Annotated in this window: 24 protein-coding genes, 2 pseudogenes and 1 riboswitch; of the genes and pseudogenes, 19 read left to right on the top strand and 7 right to left on the bottom strand. The window is 62.6% G+C overall.

Translation table 11 applies throughout. The features are described from left to right. Nucleotides 1-22: 22 nt before the first annotated feature. Nucleotides 23-283: a DUF1344 domain-containing protein gene (locus NKH52_RS13090; protein WP_027035965.1), complete on the bottom strand. Its 261-nt coding sequence runs from the start codon at nt 281-283 to the stop codon at nt 23-25. A gap of 182 nt (nt 284-465) precedes the next feature. Between NKH52_RS13090 and aroC the strand changes: the two genes are divergently transcribed. Together aroC and ribB are read left to right on the top strand one after the other, a co-directional pair. Further along, the gene (aroC, locus tag NKH52_RS13095) at nt 466-1566 is read left to right on the top strand and encodes a chorismate synthase (RefSeq protein WP_352734570.1); all 1101 of its coding nucleotides are present in this window, start codon (nt 466-468) and stop codon (nt 1564-1566) included. A gap of 119 nt (nt 1567-1685) precedes the next feature. After that, nucleotides 1686-2786, top strand: a complete 1101-nt coding sequence (gene ribB / locus NKH52_RS13100) for a 3,4-dihydroxy-2-butanone-4-phosphate synthase (RefSeq protein WP_127268178.1) — start codon at nt 1686-1688, stop codon at nt 2784-2786. A gap of 37 nt (nt 2787-2823) precedes the next feature. Here ribB and NKH52_RS13105 read toward each other — a convergent pair whose 3' ends face one another. Beyond that, nucleotides 2824-4047, bottom strand: coding sequence for an MFS transporter (locus NKH52_RS13105; RefSeq protein ID WP_352734568.1), 1224 nt, complete (start codon nt 4045-4047; stop codon nt 2824-2826). Between the two features lie 120 nt (nt 4048-4167). Between NKH52_RS13105 and NKH52_RS13110 the strand changes: the two genes are divergently transcribed. Together NKH52_RS13110 and NKH52_RS13115 are read left to right on the top strand one after the other, a co-directional pair. Further along, nucleotides 4168-4776 (top strand): TetR/AcrR family transcriptional regulator, encoded by a 609-nt coding sequence (locus NKH52_RS13110; protein ID WP_352734566.1) that lies wholly within the window; start codon nt 4168-4170, stop codon nt 4774-4776. Between the two features lie 292 nt (nt 4777-5068). Beyond that, nucleotides 5069-6051: pseudogene (locus NKH52_RS13115) on the top strand (hypothetical protein). A gap of 122 nt (nt 6052-6173) precedes the next feature. Here NKH52_RS13115 and bluB read toward each other — a convergent pair. Beyond that, nucleotides 6174-6887, bottom strand: a pseudogene (gene bluB / locus NKH52_RS13120) (5,6-dimethylbenzimidazole synthase); the annotation flags it as partial. Between the two features lie 15 nt (nt 6888-6902). After that, nucleotides 6903-7082: riboswitch (cobalamin riboswitch) on the bottom strand. A gap of 121 nt (nt 7083-7203) precedes the next feature. On the opposite strand from bluB, the gene NKH52_RS13125 reads away from it, so the two are divergent. The 6 genes from NKH52_RS13125 (at nt 7204) to NKH52_RS13150 (ending at nt 12208) form a co-directional block, all read left to right on the top strand. After that, the gene (locus NKH52_RS13125; protein ID WP_127290880.1) at nt 7204-8130 is read left to right on the top strand and encodes a histone deacetylase family protein; all 927 of its coding nucleotides are present in this window, start codon (nt 7204-7206) and stop codon (nt 8128-8130) included. A 3-nt stretch (nt 8131-8133) separates the two neighbouring features. Continuing rightward, nucleotides 8134-8385, top strand: a complete 252-nt coding sequence (locus NKH52_RS13130) for an exodeoxyribonuclease VII small subunit (RefSeq protein ID WP_023808624.1) — start codon at nt 8134-8136, stop codon at nt 8383-8385. Nucleotides 8386-8495: 110 nt separating this feature from the next. After that, a complete protein-coding gene (locus tag NKH52_RS13135) occupies nt 8496-8762 on the top strand; it encodes a DUF2277 domain-containing protein (RefSeq protein ID WP_027035955.1) in 267 nt (88 codons plus the stop codon). 39 nt (nt 8763-8801) lie between these two features. Then, a complete protein-coding gene (locus NKH52_RS13140) occupies nt 8802-9722 on the top strand; it encodes a pirin family protein (protein ID WP_352734564.1) in 921 nt (306 codons plus the stop codon). A gap of 131 nt (nt 9723-9853) precedes the next feature. After that, nucleotides 9854-11767: a 1-deoxy-D-xylulose-5-phosphate synthase gene (dxs, locus tag NKH52_RS13145; RefSeq protein ID WP_352734562.1), complete on the top strand. Its 1914-nt coding sequence runs from the start codon at nt 9854-9856 to the stop codon at nt 11765-11767. Nucleotides 11768-11914: 147 nt separating this feature from the next. Next, nucleotides 11915-12208: a hypothetical protein gene (locus NKH52_RS13150; RefSeq protein ID WP_127290872.1), complete on the top strand. Its 294-nt coding sequence runs from the start codon at nt 11915-11917 to the stop codon at nt 12206-12208. Nucleotides 12209-12297: 89 nt separating this feature from the next. On the opposite strand, the gene NKH52_RS13155 is transcribed toward NKH52_RS13150, so the two are convergent. Then, nucleotides 12298-13449 carry a GNAT family N-acetyltransferase gene (locus NKH52_RS13155; RefSeq protein ID WP_352734559.1) on the bottom strand — a complete coding sequence of 384 codons (1152 nt, stop codon included), beginning with the start codon at nt 13447-13449 and terminating at the stop codon, nt 12298-12300. Further along, the gene (locus NKH52_RS13160) at nt 13446-14441 is read right to left on the bottom strand and encodes a sterol desaturase family protein (RefSeq protein ID WP_352734665.1); all 996 of its coding nucleotides are present in this window, start codon (nt 14439-14441) and stop codon (nt 13446-13448) included. Before NKH52_RS13160 ends, NKH52_RS13155 begins: the two co-directional genes overlap by 4 nt. A 326-nt stretch (nt 14442-14767) precedes the next feature. Here NKH52_RS13160 and NKH52_RS13165 point away from each other — a divergent pair, with 326 nt between their 5' ends. Both NKH52_RS13165 and NKH52_RS13170 read left to right on the top strand, forming a co-directional pair. Then, entirely contained in the window at nt 14768-15532 is a 765-nt protein-coding gene (locus tag NKH52_RS13165; protein WP_352734557.1) for a TlyA family RNA methyltransferase, read from the top strand. Continuing rightward, a complete protein-coding gene (locus tag NKH52_RS13170; protein WP_352734555.1) occupies nt 15529-16770 on the top strand; it encodes a class I SAM-dependent RNA methyltransferase in 1242 nt (413 codons plus the stop codon). The genes NKH52_RS13165 and NKH52_RS13170 overlap by 4 nt, the downstream gene beginning before the upstream one ends. A gap of 197 nt (nt 16771-16967) precedes the next feature. Here NKH52_RS13170 and tldD read toward each other — a convergent pair whose 3' ends face one another. Both tldD and NKH52_RS13180 read right to left on the bottom strand, forming a co-directional pair. Then, entirely contained in the window at nt 16968-18380 is a 1413-nt protein-coding gene (tldD, locus tag NKH52_RS13175) for a metalloprotease TldD (RefSeq protein ID WP_352734553.1), read from the bottom strand. Nucleotides 18381-18537: 157 nt separating this feature from the next. Further along, the gene (locus NKH52_RS13180) at nt 18538-19092 is read right to left on the bottom strand and encodes an invasion associated locus B family protein (protein ID WP_023808613.1); all 555 of its coding nucleotides are present in this window, start codon (nt 19090-19092) and stop codon (nt 18538-18540) included. Nucleotides 19093-19468: 376 nt separating this feature from the next. Between NKH52_RS13180 and coxB the strand changes: the two genes are divergently transcribed. From coxB to NKH52_RS13215, 7 genes are all read left to right on the top strand, one after another. Then, on the top strand, nt 19469-20368 hold the full coding sequence (gene coxB, locus NKH52_RS13185) for a cytochrome c oxidase subunit II (protein WP_502908024.1): 900 nt from the start codon (nt 19469-19471) through the stop codon (nt 20366-20368). A 38-nt stretch (nt 20369-20406) separates the two neighbouring features. Beyond that, a complete protein-coding gene (gene ctaD / locus NKH52_RS13190) occupies nt 20407-22059 on the top strand; it encodes a cytochrome c oxidase subunit I (protein WP_352734549.1) in 1653 nt (550 codons plus the stop codon). A 75-nt stretch (nt 22060-22134) separates the two neighbouring features. Next, nucleotides 22135-23079: a heme o synthase gene (locus NKH52_RS13195; protein WP_127290860.1), complete on the top strand. Its 945-nt coding sequence runs from the start codon at nt 22135-22137 to the stop codon at nt 23077-23079. Further along, nucleotides 23076-23240, top strand: a complete 165-nt coding sequence (locus NKH52_RS13200) for a cytochrome c oxidase system small membrane protein (RefSeq protein ID WP_024503613.1) — start codon at nt 23076-23078, stop codon at nt 23238-23240. The genes NKH52_RS13195 and NKH52_RS13200 overlap by 4 nt, the downstream gene beginning before the upstream one ends. Next, nucleotides 23240-23872: a cytochrome c oxidase assembly protein gene (locus tag NKH52_RS13205; protein ID WP_352734547.1), complete on the top strand. Its 633-nt coding sequence runs from the start codon at nt 23240-23242 to the stop codon at nt 23870-23872. The genes NKH52_RS13200 and NKH52_RS13205 overlap by 1 nt, the downstream gene beginning before the upstream one ends. Before the next feature lies 1 nt (nt 23873). Then, nucleotides 23874-24755 (top strand): cytochrome c oxidase subunit 3, encoded by an 882-nt coding sequence (locus tag NKH52_RS13210; protein ID WP_352734545.1) that lies wholly within the window; start codon nt 23874-23876, stop codon nt 24753-24755. Between the two features lie 90 nt (nt 24756-24845). Continuing rightward, nucleotides 24846-25337 carry a L,D-transpeptidase family protein gene (locus NKH52_RS13215; RefSeq protein ID WP_352734543.1) on the top strand — a complete coding sequence of 164 codons (492 nt, stop codon included), beginning with the start codon at nt 24846-24848 and terminating at the stop codon, nt 25335-25337. Nucleotides 25338-25353: the final 16 nt, after the last annotated feature.

A 25353-nucleotide genomic window follows, 5' to 3' on the forward strand; every position in this document is an offset into this window, starting at 1 on the left:
CGCCCGATTTTTACTGGAAGCTCTAGTTGGCAGAGCTGTCCGGCAGTTCCATGTCGGTGACGATGTTTTCACCATTGGTTACATCGTAGGCGATGACGATGTCCATGCCCGGCTTCAGCGCGTCGAGATCGGTCTCGGCGTTCAGCTTGTAGGACTTGCCGTCATCCAGCGTCAGCGTCGCCGTGTCCTTGTCGATCTTCTTGATCAGGCCTTCGGTCTGGCCGGCGAAAGCGGCGGTGGAAAGCAGCAGCGTGGCGGCAATGGCGCCAATCAGGGTACGCATAATCGTTCCTCTTATCATTGCACCGGCACGGTGGCGGCGGATACTCAACGGCGGATGGAAGAAAGCAGAAAACAGCCGAATGTGTCAAAACTTAAACGGCTGGGATGACAGTTTGACCACTGCGAAAAACGCCAATAGAAGACAGGCTTCAGCCGGCTCCGCTGCCGGGCAGGGCACTCTCCATGTCTCACAACACGTTCGGCCACCTTTTTCGCGTCACCACCTGGGGTGAAAGCCATGGCGCCGCCCTCGGCTGCGTGGTCGACGGCTGTCCGCCCGGCATCCGCTTCACTCGAGCCGACATCCAGGCCGAACTCGACAAGCGCCGGCCGGGGCAATCACGTTTCGTGACGCAGCGTCGCGAACCAGACGAGGTCAAGATCCTGTCCGGCTTCATCTTCGACGAGGACGGCGAGACGATGATCACCACCGGCACGCCGGTGTCGATGCTGATCGAGAATGTCGACCAGCGCTCGAAGGACTATGGCGAGATCGCCCGCCAATACCGGCCCGGCCATGCCGACTACACCTATGACGTCAAATACGGCGTGCGCGATTATCGCGGCGGCGGCCGCTCCTCGGCCCGCGAGACGGCAGCCAGGGTGGCGGCCGGTGCCTTGGCGCGCAAGGTGGTGCCCGGCGTGGTGGTGCGCGGCGCGCTGGTGTCGATGGGCGAAAAATCCATCGATCGCGCCAACTGGAACTGGAATTTCATCGGCGATGCCGAAAATCCGTTCTTCACCCCCGATCCGGCTTCCGTTCCGGTCTTCACTAGATATCTCGACGGCATCCGCAAGGCGGGCTCCTCGGTCGGGGCGGTGATCGAAATCGTCGCCGACGGCGTTCCAGCCGGCCTTGGCGCGCCGATCTATGCCAAGCTCGACCAGGACATCGCCTCCGGCCTGATGTCGATCAACGCGGTCAAGGGCGTCGAGATCGGCAACGGCTTCGAGGCCGCCCGCATCACCGGTGAACAGAATGCCGACGAGATGCGCATCGGCAACGACGGCAAGCCGGTGTTCCTGTCCAACAATGCCGGCGGCATCCTTGGCGGCATCTCGACCGGCCAGGCGATCGTCGCCCGTTTCGCCGTCAAGCCGACCTCGTCGATCCTGACGCCGCGAAAGTCGATCGACAAGGACGGCAAGGACGTCGAGATCATGACCAAGGGCCGCCACGATCCATGCGTCGGCATCCGCGCCGTGCCGATCGGCGAAGCAATGGTTGCCTGTGCTATCGCCGATCATTATCTGCGGCATCGGGGACAGACGGGAAGGGAATAGGGGAATAGGGGAATAGGGGAATATGTTGCGCTCTTAGCCCGGCCGGCCAAATCTTTTTGCTTTTCCCTACTCCCGTACTGCCCTACTCCCTTATTCCCCTGCGAGCGAAGCGAGTACCCATGCCTTACGACCAGAAAAAAATCGTCGAAGCCCTGCGTGCTTTCGAACGCGGCGAGATCGTCGTCGTCATGGATGATGACGGGCGCGAGAACGAGGGCGACCTGATCGTCGCCGCCGTCCACTGCACGCCCGAAAAAATGGCGTTCATCGTTCGCCACACGTCCGGCATCGTCTGCACGCCGATGCCGCGCGAAGAAGCCAAGCGGCTTAACCTTGCGCCGATGGTCGCCGACAACGATTCCGCCCACACCACGGCTTTCACCGTCAGCGTCGATTTCAAGCATGGCACCACCACGGGCATCTCGGCCGAAGATCGCACTTTGACCGTTCGCAATCTTGCCAACGGCAATGTCGGCGGCTCGGATTTCGTCCGGCCCGGCCACATCTTCCCTTTGATTGCGCGCGAAGGCGGCGTGCTGATGCGCTCCGGCCATACCGAAGCCGCCGTCGACCTGTGCAAGCTCGCCGGCCTGCCGCCGGTCGGCGTCATTTCCGAGCTGGTCAATGATGACGGCACCGTCAAGCGCGGCCCGCAGGTGCAGGCCTTCGCCGAGGAGCATGGGCTGAAGCAGGTTTCGGTCGCCGACCTCATCGCCTACCGGCAGCGCAAGGAAACTCTGGTCGAACGCGTCGCGTGCTCGGAAATCGACACGCTCGGCGGCAAGGCACAGGTCTTCACCTACACGCTGCCGTGGGACTCCATGCATCACGTCGCGATAGTCTTCGGCGACATCCGCGACGGCGAGGAGGTCCCGGTGCGTCTGCATTCCGAGGATGTGGTGACCGATGTCTTCGGCACCAGCCACCGGCTCGACGCCATCATGAAGGCAATGGGCGAGCGCAGGCGCGGCGTCATCGTCTATCTCAGAGAAGGTTCCGTGGGTGTTGCGCATCAGGAGCGCAAACGACCGGCAAGCGGCGACCGCGAGGATCACGAAGAGGCTCGCCGCCGCGAAAACGAGTGGCGCGAGATCGGGCTCGGCGCGCAGATCCTCAAGGATCTCGGCATCTCCTCGATCAACCTGATCGCCTCGCGCGAACGCCACTATGTCGGCCTCGAAGGTTTTGGCATCCACATCGCCAAGACCGAGATCCTCTAGGCAGCTAGCGCCCGGCTCGAAACCGGGCGCTATCTGATTATTCCGCGGCAATCGCGGCCGCTTCACATCCGTCCATCTCGCACTCAGTCGTGGCAAGGCTGCGCTGGCCAAGCAGCACCGTGGCCAGGGCGATGGTGCCTGAAGCAACCGACACCCAGAACCCGTTCTGTGAACCGAACGCATCCACCACCGCGCCGGCGGCAAAAGAGCCCAGCGCCATGCCGATGCCGATGCCGGTCATGACCCAGGTGATGCCTTCGGTCAGCATCGCTTCCGGCACATGCCGCTCGATCAGGCCGAAGGCCGTGATGAAGGTCGGCGAGATCGCCACACCGCTGATGAACACGGTCAGCGCCAGCAGCGGCACGGTGTCGGCGGCGAGCGGCAACAGCGTGCCGAGCGCGACGAGGGCGACTGCGATGGCGAGCTGGCGTTGCAGCGGCGCCTTCAGGCTGAGCGCGCCGACGATGATGCCAAGCACGAACGATCCCAGCGCATAAACGCCGATGACAAGGCTGGCGGCGCCCGGCTGGCCAAGCTCCTTGGTAATCGCCACGGTGGTCACTTCCGTCGTCGCGAAGGTTGCGCCGACGAAGATCAGGGCAAGCGTGATGATCTGAACCGGCCGCAGGCGGATCGCCGAGCCGCTTGAGCCATGGTCCACCGGCCGCACTTGCGGCTCCGTCGAGCGTTGCAGGATGAAGGCCGCTGATCCGAATGCGAGAAATAATGTGCTCACCAGAACACCGGCTTCCGGGAACAGAGCAGCACTGAGGCCGACCGACAGCGATGCCCCGGCGATATAGACCAGTTCATCGGCCACGGACTCGAAGGCGAATGCGGTGTTCATCTGCGGCCGCCCCCGGAAAATCTCGGTCCAGCGTGCGCGCACCATTGCCGGGATGCTGGGCATGGCGGCCGCCAGCAGTGCCGACACGAACAGCGTCCACACCGGCCAGTCCTGGTTGGCCGCCGCTATCAGGATCGCGAAAGCCAGCACCGCGATGATGGTGGTGGGCACCACGATTCGTGTCTGGCCCAGGCGGTCCACCAGTCTCGATATCTGCGGCGCGACGAAGGCGTTGGCCAGCGCGTATGTCGCCGAGACGGCTCCGGCCAGCCAGTATTCGCCACGCGTCTGCGACAGCATCGCCACGATGCCGATGGGCGCCATGGCGATCGGCAGGCGCGCCATGAAGCCGGCGGCGGCAAAGCCCTTGGCGCCGGGGGCACGAAAGATTTCCGCGTAAGGATTTTGCATCTGTTGGTTCCTCGACAAAGGACGATTGGACAATTACATACGGAGCGTATGATTATTAGATAGAGCATACGTCGCGTATGTCAATTGGCATACGTTGCGTATGTGAATAGGGCCAGAGGCATGCACAGACCCCGCAAGGAGATGATCGCCGAGACGCGCGCAAAGCTTATTGCGGCGGCCCGTCATGCCTTCGGCACAACAGGCTATGCGGAAGCCTCGATGGATGATTTCACCGCTTCGGCCGGGCTGACGCGCGGCGCGCTCTATCATCATTTCGGCGACAAGAAGGGGCTGCTGCAGGCGGTCATAGCCCAGATTGACGGCGAGATGGCGGCGCGCATCAATGAGGTCGCGTCGAGAGCACCGACCCGCTGGCAACATTTCGTCGACGAGTGCTCCACCTATATCGAGATGGCGCTGGAGCCGGAAATCCAGCGCATCATGTTCCGCGATGGCCCGGCCGTGCTGGGGGATCCAGCGCAATGGCCGAATGCCAGTGCGTGCATCGCTTCAATGACCGACCATCTGACCGCGCTGCAGGAGGAGGGGGTCGTTGTCTCCAGCCTCGACCCCGAAACGGCCTCGCGACTGATCAACGGAGCGAGCAGCCAGGCGGCGCAACGGATCGCCAATTCGAACGACCCCGAAGCGACGTCGAAGAAGGTGGTGACGGCGTTCAAGCAACTGCTCGAAGGCCTGCTCAAGAAGCCGAATCCGCAGTCGAATTGAAGTTCTCACGGAGCTTTCGTGCCGGCAGCTGTTCACGATAGGAATTTTTTCTTGACACCATGCCCTCAGCTAAGGTATATATTCGTCTATGGTGCTGATTTGCGCCAGTGACCCGCCGCACAGGCGGGTTTTCGTTTGATGCTCCGTCAGCCAACGCGCCAACGCGCTGGCGGGCTCCGAACCAACCCGTTACCCCGAATTCGTCGCCCTTCGGCGTCGGGGGCCGGCAATTGACAATCGCCGGGTTGAGTCCATCCTCTTCCACCATCTCTGAGGCGGAGATTCGGGGCACATGTGGGATTTCGAGATCGGCCGGTCGGTGTCCATCATGATGCGGACCTGGCCGTTCATCGTCTTTCGCATGATCGTCTATTTCGGCATCACGTTGGCCTACATCATGGCGACCGGCACCGGTGCCTCGGTCGGCTATGGTGTCGGCCATATCTCCACCGATCCCGACGGGCCCATGTCCTTTGCCCTGGGGGGCGGCGTGGTCGGGTTCGGCATCGTCTCGATCGCGGCTACTGGATCCGCGAATACATCCTCTATATCGTCAAGGCCGGCCACATCGCCGTCATGGTTCATCTGATCGACGGCCGCGACATTCCCGGCGGTCAGGACCAGATCGCCTACGCCAGGGATGTCGTCACCCAGCGTTTTGCCGAAGCCAACATCCTTTTCGTCGTCGACCAACTCGTCAAGGGTGCCATCCGTGCCATCACCGGCCTGCTCGGCGGTATCGCCGCCTTCCTGCCGATACCGGGCCTGAGCGGCCTGGTCTCCTTCATCAACACGGTGATCCGCCTGTCGCTGACCTATGTCGACGAGATCATCCTCGGCTATAACATCCGCATCAATTCAGCCTCGCCCTTCGAGACGGCGCGCCAAGGCATAGTGCTCTATGCCCAGAACGGCAAGGTCATGGTCAAGAACGCTGTCTGGCTGGCGGTCATCATGTGGGGCATGTCGTTCATCCTCTTTCTGATCATGCTGGCGCCTGCTGGTGCGATGCTGTTCCTGATGCCTGGCCAGCTCGCCGGCTGGGCTTTTGTGCTCGCCATCGTCTTCGCCTGGGCATTCAAGGCGGCGTTCATTGAACCCTTCGCCATCGCCTGCTTGATGCAGGTCTATTTCAAGACCATCGCGGGCCAGGTGCCGGATCCGGCCTGGGACGCCCGGCTGGCCGAGGCGTCGTCGAAGTTCAGGGAGCTCAAGGACAAGTCGCTCGCCTCCTTCGGCGGTTCGCGCTGGGATACGGCCGGCGCCACACCCTGATCGGCTGGGCGGGTGGTGTCTGGTGCGGCAGAAACGGTGTTGAGGCGCGCCACGGCGGATTTGAGCTGTGTCTCGCCTTGCCCGGAAAAGGTCTCGCTCATGATCAGCTCCGGCAGCGGCAGCCGCCGTCCCCAGCCATGCGTTTCAAGGTCCGGTTTGGGAGCGAACTCGGAAACACGGCCGACGCAGAGATAGGCGATCGGCGTTACGTGGTCCGGAATGGCCAACAGCCGCTTCAGCGCCTCAGCCTCGATGATGCTGACCCAGCCGACACCAACACCCTCGGCACGCGCGGCCAGCCAGAAATTCTGCACCGCGCAGACGGTGCTGTAGAGATCCATCTCCGGATTGTGCCAGCGTCCCAGCGGCGAACCCTTCGAGCGCTGCCGGTCGCAGGTGATGCAGATGTTGAGCGCGCTCTCGCAGATGCCTTCCAGCTTGAGCTTGCGATAGAGCGCCTGTTTTTCCGCCTCGATCGCCGGCAGTTCCTGCTCGCGCGCGGCCAGGAACAGGTCGCGCACCTCCGCCCGTCGTTTGACATCGCGAGTGACAATGAAATTCCATGGCTGCATGAAGCCGACCGATGGCGCGTGATGGGCGGCAAGCAGCAGCCGTGCCAGCACGTCGTCATCGATCGCGGTGGGCAGGAAATGGCTGCGCACGTCGCGCCGCGTGAACATGGCGCGATAGACCGCATCGCGCGCATCCTGGTCAAATCCATCGTCAATGGCAGCGGTCATGTGTTCCGGCATCGCTTGTCCCCCTGCGATTGCAGATTCAAAACTGACAGAGCGTACTTTGTGCGTCCAAGTAGACGCACGTCGCTCTGATGCCATCCGCCTGACCACGCGGATGACAATGCCTGCCAGGCCGGTCTTCTGGCTCGGGATCAACCCGCGTCCGGTGCCTTCCCGTCATCGACAGTGGCATTTACCGGCGCGGTCCCCCTCACAGCGTTGGGCACGCCACGGGATTCAACCGTGTTCCCGATTCTCCCGCTTGCGGCGGGCACCAGGCAGTACCAGGGACCTTACGCCGAAGCGCCCGCGGGGCCAATGCCTGCGGCGACGCGAATGGACGCAGTCGCGATTTTCCCCAGTCATCGGCCGCCCGTGCATGGCCTTTGTCGATCCGGGTCACTAGATTAGGACGATGACCACCCGTCTCTACACCCATCCGATCTTCCTCGAGCATCTCACGCCGCCCGGACATCCCGAGCGGCCCGACCGCTTACGCGCCATCGAGCGCGTGCTCGACGACGAAGCCTTTGCCGGGCTCGATCGTATCCAGGCGCCCGAAGGCGACGAGGCCACCATCCTCTACGCGCATCCCGCCGATTTCGTCGCCCGCGTGCGCGCCGCCATCCCCGACGAGGGGATTGCCCGCATCGATGCCGACACCACTGCCAGCCCGAAGAGCTGGCAAGCGGCGATCACCGCGATCGGCGCCGCCAACGCCGCCGTCGATGATGTCTTTTCGGGCCGCGCCGACAACGTCTTCGTCGCCGCGCGGCCGCCCGGCCATCATGCCGAAAAGACCACGGCGATGGGCTTTTGCCTGTTCAACACGGCGGCGATCGCGGCGCGTTATGCGCAGAAGAAACACGGTGTCGAGCGCGTTGCCGTCGTCGACTGGGACGTGCATCACGGCAATGGCACGCAGGATATTTTCTGGGACGATCCGTCGGTGCTCTATTGCTCGACCCACCAGATGCCGCTTTATCCCGGCACCGGAGCGAAGACCGAAACGGGCGCCGGCAACATCGTCAACGCACCGCTGGCGCCGCAGACCGGCAGCGAAGTGTTTCGCGATGCCTTCCTGTCGCGCGTCCTGCCCGCGCTCGACAATTTCGCGCCCGATCTGATCATCATTTCGGCGGGGTTCGACGCGCACCATCGCGATCCGCTGGCCGAGATCAATCTGACCGAGGATGATTTCGACTGGGCGACCGGCCAGCTGATGCAGCGCGCGGCACGCCACAGCGGCAACCGGCTCGTCAGCCTGCTCGAGGGCGGCTACGATCTGCAGGGATTGGCATTTTCGGTCGCCGCCCATGTCGGGCGACTGATGAAAGGATGAATGATGGCCGATGAGACCAACGAAGACGTCAAGGCGATGAGCTTCGAGCAGGCACTCGATGCGCTGGAGAAGATCGTCGATGATCTGGAGCGTGGCGATGTGCCGCTCGACCAGTCGATCAGGATCTATGAACGTGGCGAGGCGCTGAAGGCGCATTGCGACCGGCTGCTGAAGGCCGCCGAGGACAAGGTCGAGAAGATCAGGCTGTCGCGTGACGGCAAGCCGGTCGGAACGGAGCCACTCGACGCGGATTGAGGCCCGGTCCGACGATGGCCTCGCCTCACCGGTTTTTGGACATGATCATGATCGAGGATATAACTCGTCCCGATTGAAACAGCTCAAGGACAAGAGGAGATACGGAAGCGATGTGCAGAAACATCAAGACCCTGTTCAACTTTGATCCGCCGGCAACCAATGACGAGGTGCGCGACGCGGCCCTTCAGTTCGTCCGCAAGCTGAGCGGAACGACGCGACCCTCGAAGCAGAATCAGCACGCCTTCGACCATGCCGTCGAAGCCATCGCGGCCTCGGCGCGCGAACTGCTCGATTCCCTGGAAACCCATCAGCATCCGCGTAATCGCGAAGAGGTGGCGGCCAAGCTGCGGGCAAAGGCAGCCATCCGCTTTGCCTGATGCGGCCAAGCGGCCTTCGACCACCGACAAGGAGAGTCCATGAGCTTCTTCCCCGGGAAAGACCCTGAGGCAGGCGATGCCTTCGCCAGCGATCAGATCGAATTGATGGTCATCCCGAACGCCAAGGACATAGGTGGTTTTCAGGTGCGCCGTGCCCTGCCGACCGCCAAGAGGCGGCTGGTCGGGCCGTTCATCTTCTTCGACCGCATGGGGCCGGCGATCCTGCGCGCCGGCCAGGCGCTCGACGTCCGCCCGCATCCGCATATCGGCCTGTCGACGGTCACCTATCTGTTCGACGGCAAGATCCGGCACCGCGATTCACTCGGCACCGAAATGGTCATTCAGCCCGGCGACGTGAATTTGATGACCGCCGGCCGCGGCATCGTCCATTCGGAGCGTACGCCGGAGGAACTGCGTGGCGCGCCGATGTCGGTATCCGGCCTGCAGACATGGCTGGCTCTGCCGGACGACAAGGAAGAGGTGGCTCCGGTTTTCGAGAATACCGCAGCGCTTCGGCTTCCCGAGATCGAAGCCGAAGGCGTCAACGGGCGCCTCATCATCGGCGATTTCCAGGGACTGCGGTCTCCGGTCAGGGCCGACTCGGAGACGCTCTACGCCGACCTGCGCCTGGCGCCCGGCGCCAGCGTGAAAATCCCTGCCGATGCAGAAGAGCGCGCCATTTATACGCTGGAGGGCGAGGTGTCGATTTCGGGTGATGTGTTCCCAGCCGAACGGCTGCTGGTGTTCCGTCCCGGTGACGAGATCGTCGTGTCGTCGCAGACCGGGGCGCATTTCATGCTGTTCGGCGGCGCCTCTCTTGGTTCGAAGCGTTACATCTGGTGGAATTTCGTCTCGTCGTCCAAGGAGCGCATCGAACAGGCGAAAGAGGAATGGAAGAGGGGCCGCTTCGACATCGTTCCCGGAGACGAGGAAGAGTTTATTCCGCTGCCGGAAAGCTGATGCCCTGTCACCCAAAAGTGGCAGAACGAAATGCATAGACAAAAGACTAGGGCCTGATCCGCGTCACTGACACGCATTTACTTTCGCCGGCCGGCGGCCTATTCGCCCATCAACCGAAAGGCCCGAGCACCGTGAACGCAACGCCGCATACGCCGCTTCTCGACAAGGTCCGCATCCCGGCCGACCTGCGCACGCTTGCCGAAAGTGAACTGCCGCAATTGGCGTCCGAGCTTCGCGCCGAGCTGGTCGACGCCGTGTCCCGCACCGGTGGTCATCTTGGCGCCGGGCTTGGCGTGGTCGAGCTGACAGTGGCGCTGCATTATGTCTTCAACACCCCCGACGACCGGCTGATCTGGGATGTCGGCCACCAGGCCTATCCGCACAAGATCCTGACCGGCCGCCGCGACCGTATCCGCACGCTGCGCCAGGAAGGCGGCCTGTCCGGCTTCACCCGCCGCGCCGAAAGCGAGTACGATCCCTTCGGTGCCGCCCACTCCTCGACGTCGATATCTGCCGGCCTCGGCATGGCCGCCGCCCGCGATCTCTCCGGCGGCCGCAACAACGTCATTGCCGTCATCGGCGACGGTGCCATGTCTGCCGGCATGGCTTATGAGGCGATGAACAATGCCGGCGCGCTCGATGCACGGCTGATCGTCATTCTCAACGACAACGACATGTCGATCGCGCCGCCGACCGGCGCGATGAGCGCCTATCTGGCGCGGCTGGCCTCCGGCAAGGCCTATATCGGCTTGCGCGATTTCGGCAAGAAACTGACGTCCTATCTCGGCAAGCGCGCGGATCGTGCGATCACAAGGGCGGTCGAGCATGCACGCGGCTACGTCACCGGCGGCACGCTGTTCGAGGAACTCGGCTTCTATCACATCGGCCCGATAGACGGCCACAATCTGGAGCATCTGATCCCGGTCCTGAAAAATGTCCGCGACAATGGCGAAGGCCCGGTGCTAATCCATGTCGTCACCCAGAAGGGCAAGGGCTATGCGCCGGCCGAAGCCGCCGCCGACAAATATCACGGCGTCAACAAGTTCGACGTCATCACCGGCGCGCAGGCCAAGGCGCCGGCCAACGCACCGGCCTACACCAAGGTGTTCGCCGAAAGCCTGGTCCAGGAGGGCCGCGAGGACGACCGTATCGTCGCCGTCACCGCAGCCATGCCGAGCGGTACCGGCCTCGACCTGTTCGGTGAAGCGTTCCCGTCGCGCACCTTCGATGTCGGCATCGCCGAACAGCACGCGGTGACCTTCGCGGCGGGCCTTGCCACCGAAGGCTACAAGCCGTTCGCGGCCATCTATTCCACCTTCCTGCAGCGCGCTTACGACCAGGTCGTCCACGACGTCGCCATCCAGAAATTGCCCGTGCGCTTTCCCATCGACCGGGCCGGCTTCGTCGGCGCCGATGGCGCCACCCATTGCGGCGCCTTCGACACCACCTTCCTGGCGACACTGCCGGGTTTCGTGGTGATGGCGGCCGCGGACGAGGCGGAGCTGCGTCACATGGTACGCACTGCGGCAAGCTATGATGAGGGCCCGATCGCCTTCCGCTATCCGCGTGGCAACGGCGTCGGCGTCGACATGCCGGAGCGCGGCTCGGTTCTCGAAATCGGCAAGGGCCGCATCGTCAAGGAGGGCACCAAGGTTGCATTGCTGTCCTTCGGCACGCGGCTGCAGGATTGCCTGATCGCCGCGGAGGAGCTAGGTGCTGCCGGGCTGTCCACCACGGTCGCCGACGCCCGTTTCGCCAAGCCGCTCGACCAGGATCTGATCCGGCGGCTGGCCCGCTCGCATGAGGTTCTGGTGACGGTGGAGGAGGGCGCCGTCGGCGGCTTCGCCAGCCACGTGCTGCAGTTCCTTGCCCATGAGGGCCTGCTGGAAAGCGGCCTGAAGGTGCGTCCGCTGGTGCTGCCCGACGCGTTCACCGATCATGCCAAGCCGGAAAAGATGTATGCCGATGCCGGGCTCGATGCTGCCGGCATCGTGCGCACCGTGTTCGTGGCACTCGGGCACACAGTCCACGCCCAGAGCGCCTGAATCAAAGTCTCAATGACTTGCATCGGTTTGCCGGCCAACGATCTTAACGCGTTGTTTACGCTGACGTTTGGCGCTTTGCTTACCGTGTCTGTTGGCCGTTTTTCAATGCGCCCTGCTAGATCGTGATCAGGCAGGGAGACAACAACAATGAAAACGCTTCTGTGCGGTGCAGCGCTTTGCGCCGTCATCGTCGCGCCGGCCACAGCCGAAACGCGCTATGATCGCAGCCTCGAAAAGGCGGCGATGGGCATCATCGCCGGCAAGATGGGCGACATCCGCGGCGGCTTTTCATTCAAGCAGGTACCGCAATTGGTGGTTCTGCCGGCCCCTGTTCCCGCGCCTGCGGTTGCCATCGAGCCTGCACGCGAGCAAGCTTCAGGAGGGCGTGAGGATGGGTTGTCTCCAGCCGTCGAGCGTCCGGTTCCGCGAAGCGTATTCTGAGCTGGAGAGCAGCAAGCCTTGATCGGGATTGCCCGATCGTTTCATCGTGCTTGCCGCTGTGCGGGTGATCTAAGAAGGCGTCGGCAATGCTACTCTGCCGCCACCAACTCCGCTTGCTGCGCCGATTTGTCGGGGCGCCAGGATTGCGCCGTGTGGCGGGCGCGGTCTGCCAGGGCGGCTAGGCGTCCGCGCAGGTTTCGTCCACCCACCACTGACGACAACGTCACCGAATGCGTCGCAAAGCGGCGCTTGAAATCCTCGCCGCCGCAGAGAAAATCGATCGTGGTCAAGCCCCGGTCAAACGACCACTGGATGTAGTCCATCATCAAGACCATGCCCGGCGAGGCCCGTTCGAAGGCCGGATCATAGGTGGTGACGAAAGCCATCATCGTTCCATGCTGCTCGAAATTGATCGAGATGGCGATGATCTCGTCTTCGCGTTCGAGCACGAAGATGCGCAGCAATCCAAGCTTGGCCAGAACGGATATGAGTGCCGCCAGCGCGGGGGAACCTTCGTCGAAGAGGTCCGAAACGCGGCCGTGTTTTGCAAGCCATACCCGCTTCAGCGCCGCGACGCGCTCCAGCACCGGCTCGCGGGCTTCGTGCGCATCCATCAGGCGGAAACGCAGCGCGCCGCCTTCCTCCATGAATTTGTAGCCACGGCGATAGTTTTGCCGGGTTTTCTTCGACTGGCTTTCAAACCATTGTGCGCCGCGTTGCCCGGCGCCGGAAACTCGATAGCTGACCTCGCTGCGGTGGCTTGGCTGCAAGATATTGTCTTGGCCTGGGGCGGCGGGACCGAGCAGGGTCCGAAATCGGGCATCGGGCAACAGACGATTGAGGTAGGCAAGATCGAAGCCGCCATCGTCGAGGATATGTTGCCAGAGTTGCGGCAGGATCTGTGGCTCGGCATCGGGAGCAAGCAGGACATCGCCATAGTCGCAGTGATCCTTCGCCGCCCACTCCAGCATACGGATGCCCGAGCGCCAGAAGGTCGCGAGCGCAATGACGGCCTCGAGGCGCTCGCCGCTCCAGACCAGGCCGATCCTGAGGCCGCGGTGGTCCTGATGCGGTGTGGTGTGCCACCAGGCCGAGATCCAGTCGGGATGCTGGAAAACGAGGCCGCCGGCGCGTTGCCAGAGCGCTGCCCAGGCGGGTGCGATTTCTGCCAGCCGCGCTGGCGAGGTTGCAATTTCGATCCGGTGCGTTCGCGGCATCCGGAACACAGCGGGTCCGTTCATGGCTTGCCCCCTTGCGGCGATTGCTGTGGCTCGGGCTTGTCGGTGCGGAAATGTCTGGCGATCTGCCGCCACATCCGCTTCAGCGGCAGGACATAAAGGCCTGCGAGCGACTGGTAGTCGCGCACGTTGCGTTCGATCAAACCGAACTTGAAGTCCTCGTCGGGTCTCGGGACGCACAGAGTTCCGAAGAGCCGATCCCAGAACGAGAAGAGCAGCCCGAAGTTCTTGTCGTAGTGGCGCGGGTCGGTGCTGTGGTGCAACTGATGCCAGTGCGGGCACAGGATCAGATTGTTCAACGGTCCAAACGAGATCTTGAAATGCGTGTGCCTGACGAAATCCATCATCAGGATGTTGCGTATGATGTAGACGTTGACGCCGAAGACCGTCAGCTCGACGAGGTTCAGCGACACCAGCGACCAGATGCCGAAGCAGATGCCGGGAATCACACCGTCCCAGGCCCGGTTCATCAATTCGTCCAGCGGGTGGACGCGATCCTTGGTGATGCCAACCATCACCTCGGCCGAATGGTGGACCTTGTGCAGTTCCCAGAGCACCGGGTAGCGGTGCTGGGCGACGTGATAGAGATAATACGAGATGTCGTAGGCAAGCAGCATGGTGATGGTGAAGATCGTCACCGTCACCGGCCCTGCCGGCCCTTCGATCAGGGGCGGCTGGATTGCCAGCAGCGTGGAAAGCAACCAGTTCGTCGCATAACCGACGGCGCTGACGAAGACGACGCCGGCGGGCAGCATGAGGAATGGCATCAGCGCCTTCCGCGTCACCCAGAACAAAAGGTCGGCTTTCGCCGAAGGATGCGTGATGACCTCGTGCGGGACCGCGAACTCGAAGAACTCTTTCCAGCTCTTTTTCTCGACGGTGCGCCAATAGGCGACCAGGGCGCTGACCAAAGCAGTCAGCAACAGAAGTCCGGTCGCCAGCAGGCCGGCGCCGGAAATCCGGTCAAGAACCTTGTAGACGATATCGTTGGCCATTTCCAAGGTTGCCGCCTCTTCATCCGGGTTTTCCGGTCGTCGCGGTCATAACATTGAAGTCCTCAAGCAAATGCGATGAAAATTGGTTAAGAAATCATGAGGCTTTCTAGGCTTCTGGTATTTCCCGGCAAGCGGCGAGACGTCATGCTTCGGCGGTCATCCGTCTCAACGGGCGTAACGCATGGATATTCATAAGGATGGTCGGCGGGACGGAACGCCTCACCATCGTCGCGGTCCAAGATGCTGGGCGTGATGATGGGAACGGGAGACGAAATGCTTCCAGCCGGCGCTCTTGCCATCGTCGTCGGCTTTCGCCATGAAGGCCGATGAATTCCCCTCTGCCAGCCAGCGCACGCCAGCGGCTCGACGACCTCCTCGTCCGGCGCGGGCTGTTTGCCAGCCGCTCACGTGCCCGCGACGCGGTCGAGCGTGGCACGGTGACCGTTGACGGCGTCATAGCGCGCAAGCCCGGCCAGAGCGTTTTGCCGCAATGCCTTGTTACCATCGATGATCCGGCGCAAGGCTATGTGTCGCGCGCGGCACTCAAGCTGATCGGTGGGCTCGATCATTTCGGCCTTGACCCTGCCGGCTGTGAAGCGCTCGACATCGGCGCCTCGACCGGCGGCTTCACCCAGGTGTTGCTCGAGCGCGGCGTGGCCCATGTCACCGCCATCGATGTCGGTCATGGCCAGATGCATCCTGATATCGGCGGCGACCCGCGTGTGACGGTGATCGAAGGACTGAACGCCCGCGACCTCGCCGTCGCCGATCTCAGCGGGCGTATTCCGGATTTCATCGTGTCCGACGTCAGCTTCATCTCGCTGAAACTGGCGCTGCCGCCGGCGCTTGGTCTGGCGAAGGCTGGCGCCAAGGCCATGTTTCTGGTCAAGCCGCAATTCGAGGCGGGCCGTGATGCGATCGGCAAGGGTGGTCTGTTGAAAGACCCCTACGACGCCTCCCGTGTCGCCGGCCTGCTGCAGGATTGGCTGGATGCCGTCCCCGGCTGGCGCTCGCTCGGGCTGCATTTGTCGCCGATCGAAGGCGGCGACGGCAATCGCGAATTCCTGCTCGGTGGGATCAAGGATCGATGAGCACGCGCTTCAGCATCAGGAAACTTGGCGCTCAGGGCGACGGTATCGCCGAAACCGAGACAGGCGATCTGTTCATTCCCTTCACACTGCCCGGTGAAACGGTCACCGCCGCGCGCGAAAGGGACCGCGCCATGCTGATGGCGGTGCTGGAAGCATCGCCGCTTCGCATCGATCCCGCCTGCCGCCATTTCACCGAATGCGGCGGTTGCGCGCTCCAGCATTTCGAAGCCGAAGCCTATCACCAGTGGAAACGCGAAAAGGTGGTGCACGCCTTGAAGGGCAAGGGCATCGATTGCGAGATCGGCGAACTGGTCGCCTGCGCGCCGCAGACGCGCCGCCGTGTCGCGCTTGCCGCCCGGCGCACCGATACAGGCATGCTGCTCGGCTTCCACCGCCATCTGTCGCCAGAGATCATCGCCATATCGGAATGCCCGATCTCGCTGCCTGAGATCGTTGCCGCGCTCGATCGCTTGAAGGCGCTCGCCGAATTGGTCTGCGCCACCACCAAGTCGTTCCGCATGACGGTCACCGTGACCGGTTCGGGGCTCGATGTCGCGGTTCACGAATCCGGCAAGCTCGGCGAGCACCAGCGCCGTATCGCGGCCAATTTCGTCATGGCGCAGGACTTTGCCAGGCTATCCATCGATGACGAAATCATCATCGAGCCGAGGAAGCCGGTCGTCATGTTCGGCAGCGTCGCTGTCGCCTTGCCCCCGGGCGCGTTCCTGCAGGCAGCCGAGGCCGCCGAACAGGCGATGGCCGATATCGTCGGCGGGCATCTGAAGCGTGCCAAGAAGGTGGCGGATCTTTTCGCCGGTTGCGGCAGTTTTGCTCTGCGCCTGGCCGCGAAGTCTGAAGTCCATGCGGTGGAGGGTGATGCGGCAGCCCTTTCGGCGCTCGACCGGGGATCACGCTTCGCCACTGGCCTGAAGCGGGTGACGGGCGAACGCCGCGACCTGTTCCGCCGGCCGCTGACGTTCAAGGAGTTGAATGCGTTCGACGGTCTGGTGTTCGATCCGCCACGCGCCGGCGCCGAGGACCAGTCGAAGCAGATCGCCCGCTCGGATGTTCCCTACGTTGCGGCGGTGTCCTGCAATCCGGTGACGCTCGCGCGGGATTTGCGCATCCTGCTCGACGGTGGCTACACCTTGAAAAGCGTCACCCCGATCGACCAGTTCCTGTGGTCGCCGCATGTCGAGGCAGTGGCGCTGCTGGAGAAGCCGAAGAAGAGGCGGTAGATCATTCGCTGGTTTGGCGACGCCGTGCTTCCGCGAGCACGCCCGTTTCCATTTCTCTCAATGTTTTCGACTTGCCTCTGTTGGGCAGCGACCCGAACACATCCTCGGGTCGCGTTGGGGGAAAGACCGGAGCAGGCCGTGTGACCTGATCGTCGGTTGAACTGGAGGCAACGGATTTTTCTCCAGTGGCCATCGCATCAGACCCGCGTACCGCCCACCGTCATCTGGTTCATGCGCAGATGCGGCTGGCCGACGCCGACGGGCACGCCCTGTCCGGCCTTGCCGCACATGCCAATGCCGGTGTCAAGCTTCATGTCGTTGCCGATCATCGCCACGCGGTGCATGGCGTCCGGCCCGTTGCCGATCAGCATGGCGCCCTTGATCGGCTGCGTCACCTTGCCGTTCTCGATCATGTAGGCCTCGGTGCAGCCGAACACGAATTTGCCAGAGGTGATGTCGACCTGGCCGCCGCCGAAGGAGACGGCATAGATGCCGTTCTTGACCGAGGCGATGATTTCGTCCGGCTCCATGTCGCCTGATGTCATATAGGTGTTGGTCATGCGCGGCATCGGCTGGTGTGCGTAGCCTTCGCGACGGCCGTTGCCGGTGGCCTTCATGCCCATCAGCCGGGCGTTCTGGCGATCCTGCATATAGCCGACCAGCTTGCCGTCTTCGATCAGCACATTGCGGGCCGAAGGCGTGCCTTCGTCGTCGACGGTCAGCGAGCCGCGCCGCTCGGGCATCGTGCCGTCGTCGACGACGGTCACCCCCTTGGCGGCGACCTGCTGGCCCAGCAGGCCGGCGAAGGCCGAGGTCTTCTTGCGGTTGAAATCGCCTTCCAGCCCATGGCCGACGGCCTCGTGCAGCATGACGCCCGGCCAGCCGCTGGACAAGACGATGTCGAAAGTGCCGGCCGGCGCCGGTATGGCCTCGAGATTGACCAGGGCTTGCCTGAGCGCCTCCTTGGCGGCGTGCTTCCAGCTGTCCTCGACCAGGAATTCGCCAAACGCCTTGCGGCCGCCCATGCCGTAGGAGCCGCTCTCCTGGCGGTCGCCATCGCCGACCACGACGGAGACGTTGATGCGGACCAGCGGGCGGATGTCGCGCACCATTTGGCCATCAGCGCGCACGATCTCGACATGCTGCCAGGATGCGGCGAGCGATGCCGAAACCTGCCGCACGCGCGGATCCTCGGCGCGCAGCCAGGCATCGATTTCCTGCAAGAGCTTTGCCTTGGCCTCGAAGGAAGGCGAGGGGATCGGGTTCTCTTCGCCATAGAGATGGCGGTTGGTGCGGGCGGGTGCCGCGGCAAGCGTGCCGGAATAGCCGCCCTTGACGGTCGAAACGGCATCGGCCGCGCGCAGCAGCGAGGCCTCGGACAGGTCACTGGAATGGGCATAGCCGCTGGCTTCGCCGGCAACCGCACGCAGGCCAAACCCTTGGTCGGTGTTGAAGTTGGCGGTCTTCAGCCGGCCGTTGTCGAACATCAGCGCTTCGCTCTCGCTGTATTCGAGGAACAGCTCGCCGTCATCGGCGCCGTTGATGGTCTCAGCGACGATCTGCTTGATTCGATCGTCTGAAATGTCGAATTGGCCGATCAGGCTGTTCATGGCGCGTCCGTTCACAGGAGGAATGGGTCTTTGCCACGATGTAGGCGCGAAGGTGCGCCGAGACAATCGTTCTGCCGCATTGTGAAGACAAAAGCGGTTTGCCAGCAGCCCGCCGATGTCACTTCTGGTTGATGAAGTCGGTGATGTCGCCGGGCTGTCAGGGGAGCGCGGCGAAGCCGTCGGCAAAACCCTTGAGGTCGACCGGGATGCCGATGCCTTCTTCCGGGGTCTGGAAGACGATGAAGGTGGCCGACGTGCCGGTCTTCAGCGTGTCGAGAAGCGGCTTTTCGAGAATGACCTCGGCATAGCAGCCGTCCTGGAAGCAGCGCACGAAATAGGCGCGGCCGATATCCTTGCCGTCGACATTGAGGCCGAGCCCGTTGGGCAAAAGCACGCCGAGCGGCGCCAGCACGCGCAGGATCTCCGCCTTGTTGTCAGCGGTGCGCAGCACGACGACCGACAGTCCCATCTCGGGACGGTCCTCGGCGACGACGTTCTGCATCATCACGCATTGTTCCGAGGTGGCGCCGGCCGGTGTGTCGCAGATGATCGACCATGCGCCATGCGTCGAGCGCACGGTGCCGCTCGGCTGCGCGGCGTTGGCCGTGCCGGACACGATCGCGGACAAGCCGATGCCAGACAGGGCGGCGAGAAAGATGACCTTCGCCCAGTTTCTCGAAAACCGAGAGTTTCTCGAAAGCCAGTAATTCATGACGGCTCCATTGCGAATCACGGCACTTTAAGCCGCGCCAAAGCCAAGTAAAGGACGAGACCGCACCAGGTCTGCCCCGAAAAAGCCAATAGGGCGCTTTTCCCTGCCAATTTCGCCCGAATTGCGACGTTCGGCACCTGCGGCCCGCGGGAATGCTGCTGCGGGCTCACTGTAGGCGATTCGGTGCTGCCGCGGCTGCCTCCAAAGGCACATCCGGGCTTGCGCGCAAAAATGCCGCACGGTTTCGTCCGCTCCTTTCTTGCGGAGGGAAAAAGAGTATGGTTTGAACCAGCTTGAAACTGTCGGGATTCCCGTCCCGGCATTGTTCATTATTCTCGTGGGTACCGCAGCGAGGAACTGGGAGACGATGAGGGCGATGAGAAATTTCCTGGCAAACGCCAAGGTTCCAGCAAGTGCCAAGTTTCTAAGTGCTTGTGCCGCTATCACGTTTTTCGCCGGCGCATCCGCCCATGCCGACCAGCCCAAGAACTGGGAGACAACCTTCCAGGCGCCGGCGACCGACATGATGCGGCAGATCGAGTGGTTCGGAAACTACACCATGTGGTTCATCGTCCCGATCACCATCCTGGTGCTGCTTCTGCTCGCCTACTGCATCGTCAGATTCCGCGCGAGCGCCAACCCGGTTCCGTCCAAGACCAGCCACAACACGCTGATCGAGGTGATCTGGACTGTCGGTCCGGTCGTCATCCTGCTTTGCCTGGCAATTCCCTCGTTCCAGTTGCTGACCGCGCAATATACGCCGCCGGAAGAAGCAAAGCTGACCGTCAAGGCGACCGGCAACCAGTGGAACTGGGACTACGAGTACCAGACCGACAACACGCTCTCCTTCAACTCCGCGATCCTCCAGGACGGTGATCGGGCCGGCGCCGGCAAGGAGGACCGCAAGGTCTATCCGCGTCTGCTGGCCGTCGACAACGAACTGGTGGTGCCGGTCAACACCATGACCCGCGTGCTCGTCACCGCGACCGACGTGATCCACTCCTTTGCCATGCCGTCGTTCGGTATCAAGATCGATGCCATTCCGGGCCGCACCAACGAGACCTGGTTCAAGGCGGAGAAGGAAGGTATTTTTTACGGCCAGTGCTCGCAGCTCTGCGGCAAGGATCATGCCTTCATGCCGATCGCCATCCGCGTCGTCTCCGATGCGCAGTTCAAGACCTGGCTGGCGGCAGCCAAGACCGATCTGCCCGGCGCCAACAAGACGCTGATGGCCGAGGTCGACGGCCAGAACAAGGTAGCGGCCGCCGGCAACTGATGCCGCGGGTTAGCAAGATTTAGGGAACGGAGCGGAACATGGCAGACGCTGCAGCTCACGACGGGCATGACCACAAGCCTTATCACGGCTGGGTCCGCTGGGTTTATTCGACCAATCACAAGGACATCGGCACGCTCTACCTGATCTTCGCGATCATGGCCGGCATCATCGGCGGTGCCTTGTCGGTCGCCATCCGCATGGAGCTGCAGGAGCCTGGCATCCAGATCTTCAGCGGCCTGGCGCAGATGGTCTATGGCATGAACGGTGACGCCGCGATCGACGGCGGCAAGAGCATGTACAATGCCTTCGCCACCGCGCACGCCCTGATCATGATCTTCTTCATGGTCATGCCGGCGCTGATCGGCGGTTTCGCCAACTGGATGGTTCCGATCATGATCGGCGCGCCCGACATGGCGTTCCCGCGCATGAACAACATCTCCTTCTGGCTGTTGCCGCCGGCCTTCATCCTGCTGCTCACCTCGATGTTCGTGCCGAGCGCGCCGGGCGCCTTCGGCGTCGGTGGCGGCTGGACGCTCTATCCGCCGCTGTCGACCTCGGGCCAGCCCGGGCCGGCCATGGATCTGGCGATCCTGTCGATCCACATTGCCGGTGCGTCGTCGATCCTCGGCGCCATCAACTTCATCACCACCATCTTCAACATGCGCGCGCCTGGCATGACGCTGCACAAGATGCCGCTGTTTGCCTGGTCGGTGCTGATCACCGCCTTCCTGCTCCTGCTGTCGTTGCCGGTTCTGGCCGGCGGTATCACCATGCTGCTCACCGACCGCAATTTCGGCACCACCTTCTTTGCGCCCGACGGCGGCGGCGACCCGATCCTCTTCCAGCACCTGTTCTGGTTCTTCGGTCACCCTGAAGTGTACATCCTGATCCTGCCAGGCTTCGGCATCATCAGTCACGTCATCTCGACCTTCTCGAGGAAGCCGGTGTTCGGCTATCTCGGCATGGCCTATGCCATGGTGGCGATCGGCGCCGTCGGCTTCATCGTGTGGGCGCACCACATGTACACGACCGGCCTGTCGCTCGACACGCAGCGCTATTTCGTCTTCGCCACCATGGTCATCGCGGTGCCGACAGGCGTGAAGATCTTCTCCTGGATCGCCACGATGTGGGGCGGGTCGATTTCGTTCAAGACGCCGATGCTGTGGGCGCTGGGCTTCATCTTCCTGTTCACGATCGGCGGCGTCACCGGCGTCCAGCTGGCCAATGCCGGCCTCGACCGCTCGCTGCATGATACCTATTTCGTCATTGCCCACTTCCACTACGTGCTGTCACTGGGCGCGGTGTTCGCCATCTTCGCCGGCTGGTACTACTGGTTCCCGAAGATGACCGGCTACATGTATTCGCCCGTCATCGCCAACACCCATTTCTGGGTCACCTTCGTCGGCGTGAACCTGATCTTCTTCCCGCAGCACTTCCTCGGTCTCGCCGGCATGCCGCGCCGCACCATCGACTACCCCGATGCGTTTGCCGGCTGGAATTATGTGTCGTCCATCGGCTCCTATATCTCGGCCATCGGCGTCCTGATCTTCCTCTATGGCGTGTTCGAGGCCTTCCAGAAGAAGCGGATCGCCGGCGCCAACCCATGGGGAGAGGGCGCAACGACGCTCGAATGGCAGCTGCCTTCGCCGCCGCCCTTCCACCAGTGGGAACAGCTGCCGAAAATCAGGTAAGGCGGCTGCCCGCTCGAATACGAAACCGCCGGTCCGCCGGCGGTTTTGGCCAACGGATGATGGACTTAAGTACGCATGGCCCTTGTCGACGACCCATTGATTGACGAAGCGGGCTTTCGCATGTCGGAAGCGACGGCGGGCGATTTCTTCGCGCTGCTGAAGCCGCGCGTCATGTCGCTGGTGGTGTTCACCGCCTTTGTCGGCCTTGTCGCCGCACCCGTGACCATCAACCCTCTGCTGGCGGTGATCGCCATCCTGGCTATTGCAATAGGTGCTGGTGCCTCCGGCGCGCTCAACATGTGGTACGATGCCGACATCGATGCGGTGATGACCAGGACCGCCACCCGCCCGGTCCCGGCCGGTCGCATCCAGCCGCACGAAGCGCTGACCTTCGGGCTGGTGCTGTCGGTGCTGTCGGTGATGACGCTCGGCGTGCTGGTTAACTGGCTGGCGGCGACGCTGCTGGCCTTCACCATCTTTTTCTACGCCGTCGTCTACACGATGTGGCTGAAGCGCTGGACGCCGCAGAACATCGTCATCGGCGGGGCCGCCGGTGCCATTCCGCCTGTGATCGGCTGGGCCGCGGTGACCGGGACAGTCAGCCTCGAAAGCATTGTCCTGTTCCTGATCATCTTCCTGTGGACGCCGCCGCATTTCTGGGCGCTGGCGCTGTTCAAGTCCGAGGACTATGCCAAGGCCGGCATTCCGATGATGCCCAACGTCGCCGGCCACGCTTCGACCCGCCGCCAGATCTTCGCCTATGCGCTGGTGCTTGCCCCGGTCGGCGTGCTGCCGTGGCTGCTTGGCTACACCACACCGTTCTATGGCGTGGCCGCCCTGCTTCTGGGAGTCGGTTTTGTCTGGTACGCGTGGAAAGTGCTTGGCATGGCCGACGATGATCGCGTCATGAAACCGGCCAAGGCCCTGTTCGCCTATTCGCTGCTTTATCTCTTCGCCATCTTCGCTGCCTATCTGGCCGACAGCGTTGTCGAACGCGCGCTTGCCATGGGTGGAGCATGACCATGATCGAGGAAAAGCTCGAGACCGTCACGTTGACCGAGCGTCAGAAGAAGGCGCAGCGCAGCCGTTCTATCGCCATCGGTGTGGCGCTGGCGCTGCTGGTGGTCATTTTCTACATCGCGACGATCGTGAAGTTCGGCCACAATCTGGGCACGATGTGATGAGCGTCGAGACCTCAAAACAAGCGGCTGGCAAGAACGGCAACGTCATCGTCGCGGCTGTCTGCCTCGCCTTTTTCACCGGCATGATCGGCATGGCCTATGCCGCGGTGCCGCTCTACAAGATGTTTTGCCAGGCGACCGGCTATGGCGGCACGACGCAACGTGCCGAGAAGCAGTATGCCGGCCGCGTGCTCGACCGCGAGATCACTGTCCGCTTCGATGCCAACATCGCTGGCGTGCCGTGGGAGTTCCAGCCGGTCCAGCGCTCGATGACGATGAAGATCGGCGAGACCGTGCAGGCGCACTATCAGGCGACCAACAAGTTCGATCGTCCCGTGACCGGCCGCGCTACCTTCAACGTGCAGCCTGAACTGGCAGGTCCCTATTTCAACAAGGTCGAGTGCTTCTGCTTCACCGACACGACGCTGAAGCCCGGGGAGACGCTGGACATGCCGGTCCTGTTCTACGTGGACCCCGACATCGTCAATGTGCCGGAGCTCAAGGACGTGAAGACGATCACGCTGTCCTACACGATGTTCCCGGTCGAGAAGACCAAGCCGGTCGCCTCCTCGGAGCCGGCCGGTGGCAACAGCAAGACAAATTCGAATACCGAAGCAAATCTCGGGGGTTGATATGGCAGACGCGCACGCAAAACCACAGCATGATTATCATCTCGTCGACCCGAGCCCATGGCCTTTCCTGGGATCGGTAGGGGCGCTCGTCATGGCCTTTGGCGGTGTCGCCCTGATGGAATATCTGAAGGGCGGGTCGTTCCCGATCTTCGGCTTCAACATCGCCAATCCGTGGCTGTTCTTCATCGGCCTCGTGATCGTCCTCTACACCATGTTCGCCTGGTGGTCGGACACGATCAAGGAAGCGCATGAGGGTCATCATACGCGGGTCGTGTCGCTGCATCTGCGCTACGGCATGATCATGTTCATCGCCTCTGAGGTGATGTTCTTCGTTGCCTGGTTCTGGGCCTATTTCGATGCCAGCCTGTTTCCGAGCGAAGCCCAGCAATATGCCCGCACCGCGTTTACCGGCGGTGTCTGGCCGCCGAAGGGCATGGAAGTTCTCGATCCTTTCCATTTGCCGCTCTACAACACCGTCATCCTGCTGCTGTCCGGCACCACGGTGACCTGGGCGCACCATTCGCTCATCCATGGCGATCGCAAAGGCCTGATCAACGGCCTGGTGCTGACTGTTGGCCTCGGCATGCTGTTCACCATGGTGCAGGCCTACGAGTACATGCATGCTCCGTTCGCCTTCAAGGATTCCATCTATGGCGCCACCTTTTTCATGGCGACCGGCTTCCACGGTTTCCACGTCATCATCGGCACTATCTTCCTGTTGGTCTGCCTGATCCGGGCGATGAAGGGTGATTTCACCCCCAAGCAGCATTTCGGCTTCGAGGCGGCCGCCTGGTACTGGCACTTCGTCGACGTGGTCTGGCTGTTCCTGTTCGCCTCGATCTACGTCTGGGGATCGGTCGGCGCTGTGATCGAAGGCCACTGATCCGCCCAAGGGGATTTTCATTTCTGGAGGCGGCCGCGGCAACGTGGCCGCCTTCTTCTTTTTGGCGCAATGATCGCTGATCGATAGCCAATGCGACTGACAATCTTCCGGGCCATTTGCGCATTGATGATCGCGGCACTCCCGGCCTTTGCCGGCGAGAAGGTGGACCTGGTGCGTGTCCACAAGGCCGAACGCCGGTTGGAACTGATCGGCGACGGCAAGGTCCTGCGAAACTACGGCATCGCGCTCGGTGGCGATCCTGTCGGGCACAAGCACCAGGAGGGCGATCAACGCACGCCCGAGGGGAACTATGTCCTCGACTGGCGCAACCCGAACAGCATCGCGTACAAATCGATCCATATCTCGTACCCCAATGCCGACGATGAGGCCGCCGCCAAGGCGCGCAATGTCGACGCGGGCGGCATGATCATGATCCACGGCCAACCGAATGGTTATGGCTGGTGGGGCTGGCTGCTTCAATTGGTCGACTGGACCGACGGCTGCATTGCGGTTACGGACTCCGACATGGACGAAATCTGGGCGCTGGTGGCCGATGGCACACCGATCGAAATCGAGCGGTAAGCAATGAGCGACGACG

Origin of the sequence: Mesorhizobium sp. M1066 (genome assembly GCF_040318635.1) — a bacterium.
Taxonomy (GTDB): domain Bacteria; phylum Pseudomonadota; class Alphaproteobacteria; order Rhizobiales; family Rhizobiaceae; genus Mesorhizobium.

Excerpts from the sequence above, each read along its gene's own strand:
- NKH52_RS13090 (WP_027035965.1), bottom strand. The coding sequence starts at position 283 with ATGCGTACCCTGATTGGCGCCATTGCCGCCACGCTGCTGCTTTCCACC.
- aroC (WP_352734570.1), top strand. The coding sequence starts at position 466 with ATGTCTCACAACACGTTCGGCCACCTTTTTCGCGTCACCACCTGGGGT.
- ribB (WP_127268178.1), top strand. The coding sequence starts at position 1,686 with ATGCCTTACGACCAGAAAAAAATCGTCGAAGCCCTGCGTGCTTTCGAA.
- NKH52_RS13105 (WP_352734568.1), bottom strand. The coding sequence starts at position 4,047 with ATGCAAAATCCTTACGCGGAAATCTTTCGTGCCCCCGGCGCCAAGGGC.
- NKH52_RS13110 (WP_352734566.1), top strand. The coding sequence starts at position 4,168 with ATGCACAGACCCCGCAAGGAGATGATCGCCGAGACGCGCGCAAAGCTT.
- NKH52_RS13125 (WP_127290880.1), top strand. The coding sequence starts at position 7,204 with ATGACCACCCGTCTCTACACCCATCCGATCTTCCTCGAGCATCTCACG.
- NKH52_RS13130 (WP_023808624.1), top strand. The coding sequence starts at position 8,134 with ATGGCCGATGAGACCAACGAAGACGTCAAGGCGATGAGCTTCGAGCAG.
- NKH52_RS13135 (WP_027035955.1), top strand. The coding sequence starts at position 8,496 with ATGTGCAGAAACATCAAGACCCTGTTCAACTTTGATCCGCCGGCAACC.
- NKH52_RS13140 (WP_352734564.1), top strand. The coding sequence starts at position 8,802 with ATGAGCTTCTTCCCCGGGAAAGACCCTGAGGCAGGCGATGCCTTCGCC.
- NKH52_RS13150 (WP_127290872.1), top strand. The coding sequence starts at position 11,915 with ATGAAAACGCTTCTGTGCGGTGCAGCGCTTTGCGCCGTCATCGTCGCG.
- NKH52_RS13155 (WP_352734559.1), bottom strand. The coding sequence starts at position 13,449 with ATGAACGGACCCGCTGTGTTCCGGATGCCGCGAACGCACCGGATCGAA.
- NKH52_RS13160 (WP_352734665.1), bottom strand. The coding sequence starts at position 14,441 with ATGGCCAACGATATCGTCTACAAGGTTCTTGACCGGATTTCCGGCGCC.
- NKH52_RS13165 (WP_352734557.1), top strand. The coding sequence starts at position 14,768 with ATGAATTCCCCTCTGCCAGCCAGCGCACGCCAGCGGCTCGACGACCTC.
- NKH52_RS13170 (WP_352734555.1), top strand. The coding sequence starts at position 15,529 with ATGAGCACGCGCTTCAGCATCAGGAAACTTGGCGCTCAGGGCGACGGT.
- tldD (WP_352734553.1), bottom strand. The coding sequence starts at position 18,380 with ATGAACAGCCTGATCGGCCAATTCGACATTTCAGACGATCGAATCAAG.
- NKH52_RS13180 (WP_023808613.1), bottom strand. The coding sequence starts at position 19,092 with ATGAATTACTGGCTTTCGAGAAACTCTCGGTTTTCGAGAAACTGGGCG.
- coxB (WP_502908024.1), top strand. The coding sequence starts at position 19,469 with ATGAGAAATTTCCTGGCAAACGCCAAGGTTCCAGCAAGTGCCAAGTTT.
- ctaD (WP_352734549.1), top strand. The coding sequence starts at position 20,407 with ATGGCAGACGCTGCAGCTCACGACGGGCATGACCACAAGCCTTATCAC.
- NKH52_RS13195 (WP_127290860.1), top strand. The coding sequence starts at position 22,135 with ATGGCCCTTGTCGACGACCCATTGATTGACGAAGCGGGCTTTCGCATG.
- NKH52_RS13200 (WP_024503613.1), top strand. The coding sequence starts at position 23,076 with ATGACCATGATCGAGGAAAAGCTCGAGACCGTCACGTTGACCGAGCGT.
- NKH52_RS13205 (WP_352734547.1), top strand. The coding sequence starts at position 23,240 with ATGAGCGTCGAGACCTCAAAACAAGCGGCTGGCAAGAACGGCAACGTC.
- NKH52_RS13210 (WP_352734545.1), top strand. The coding sequence starts at position 23,874 with ATGGCAGACGCGCACGCAAAACCACAGCATGATTATCATCTCGTCGAC.
- NKH52_RS13215 (WP_352734543.1), top strand. The coding sequence starts at position 24,846 with ATGCGACTGACAATCTTCCGGGCCATTTGCGCATTGATGATCGCGGCA.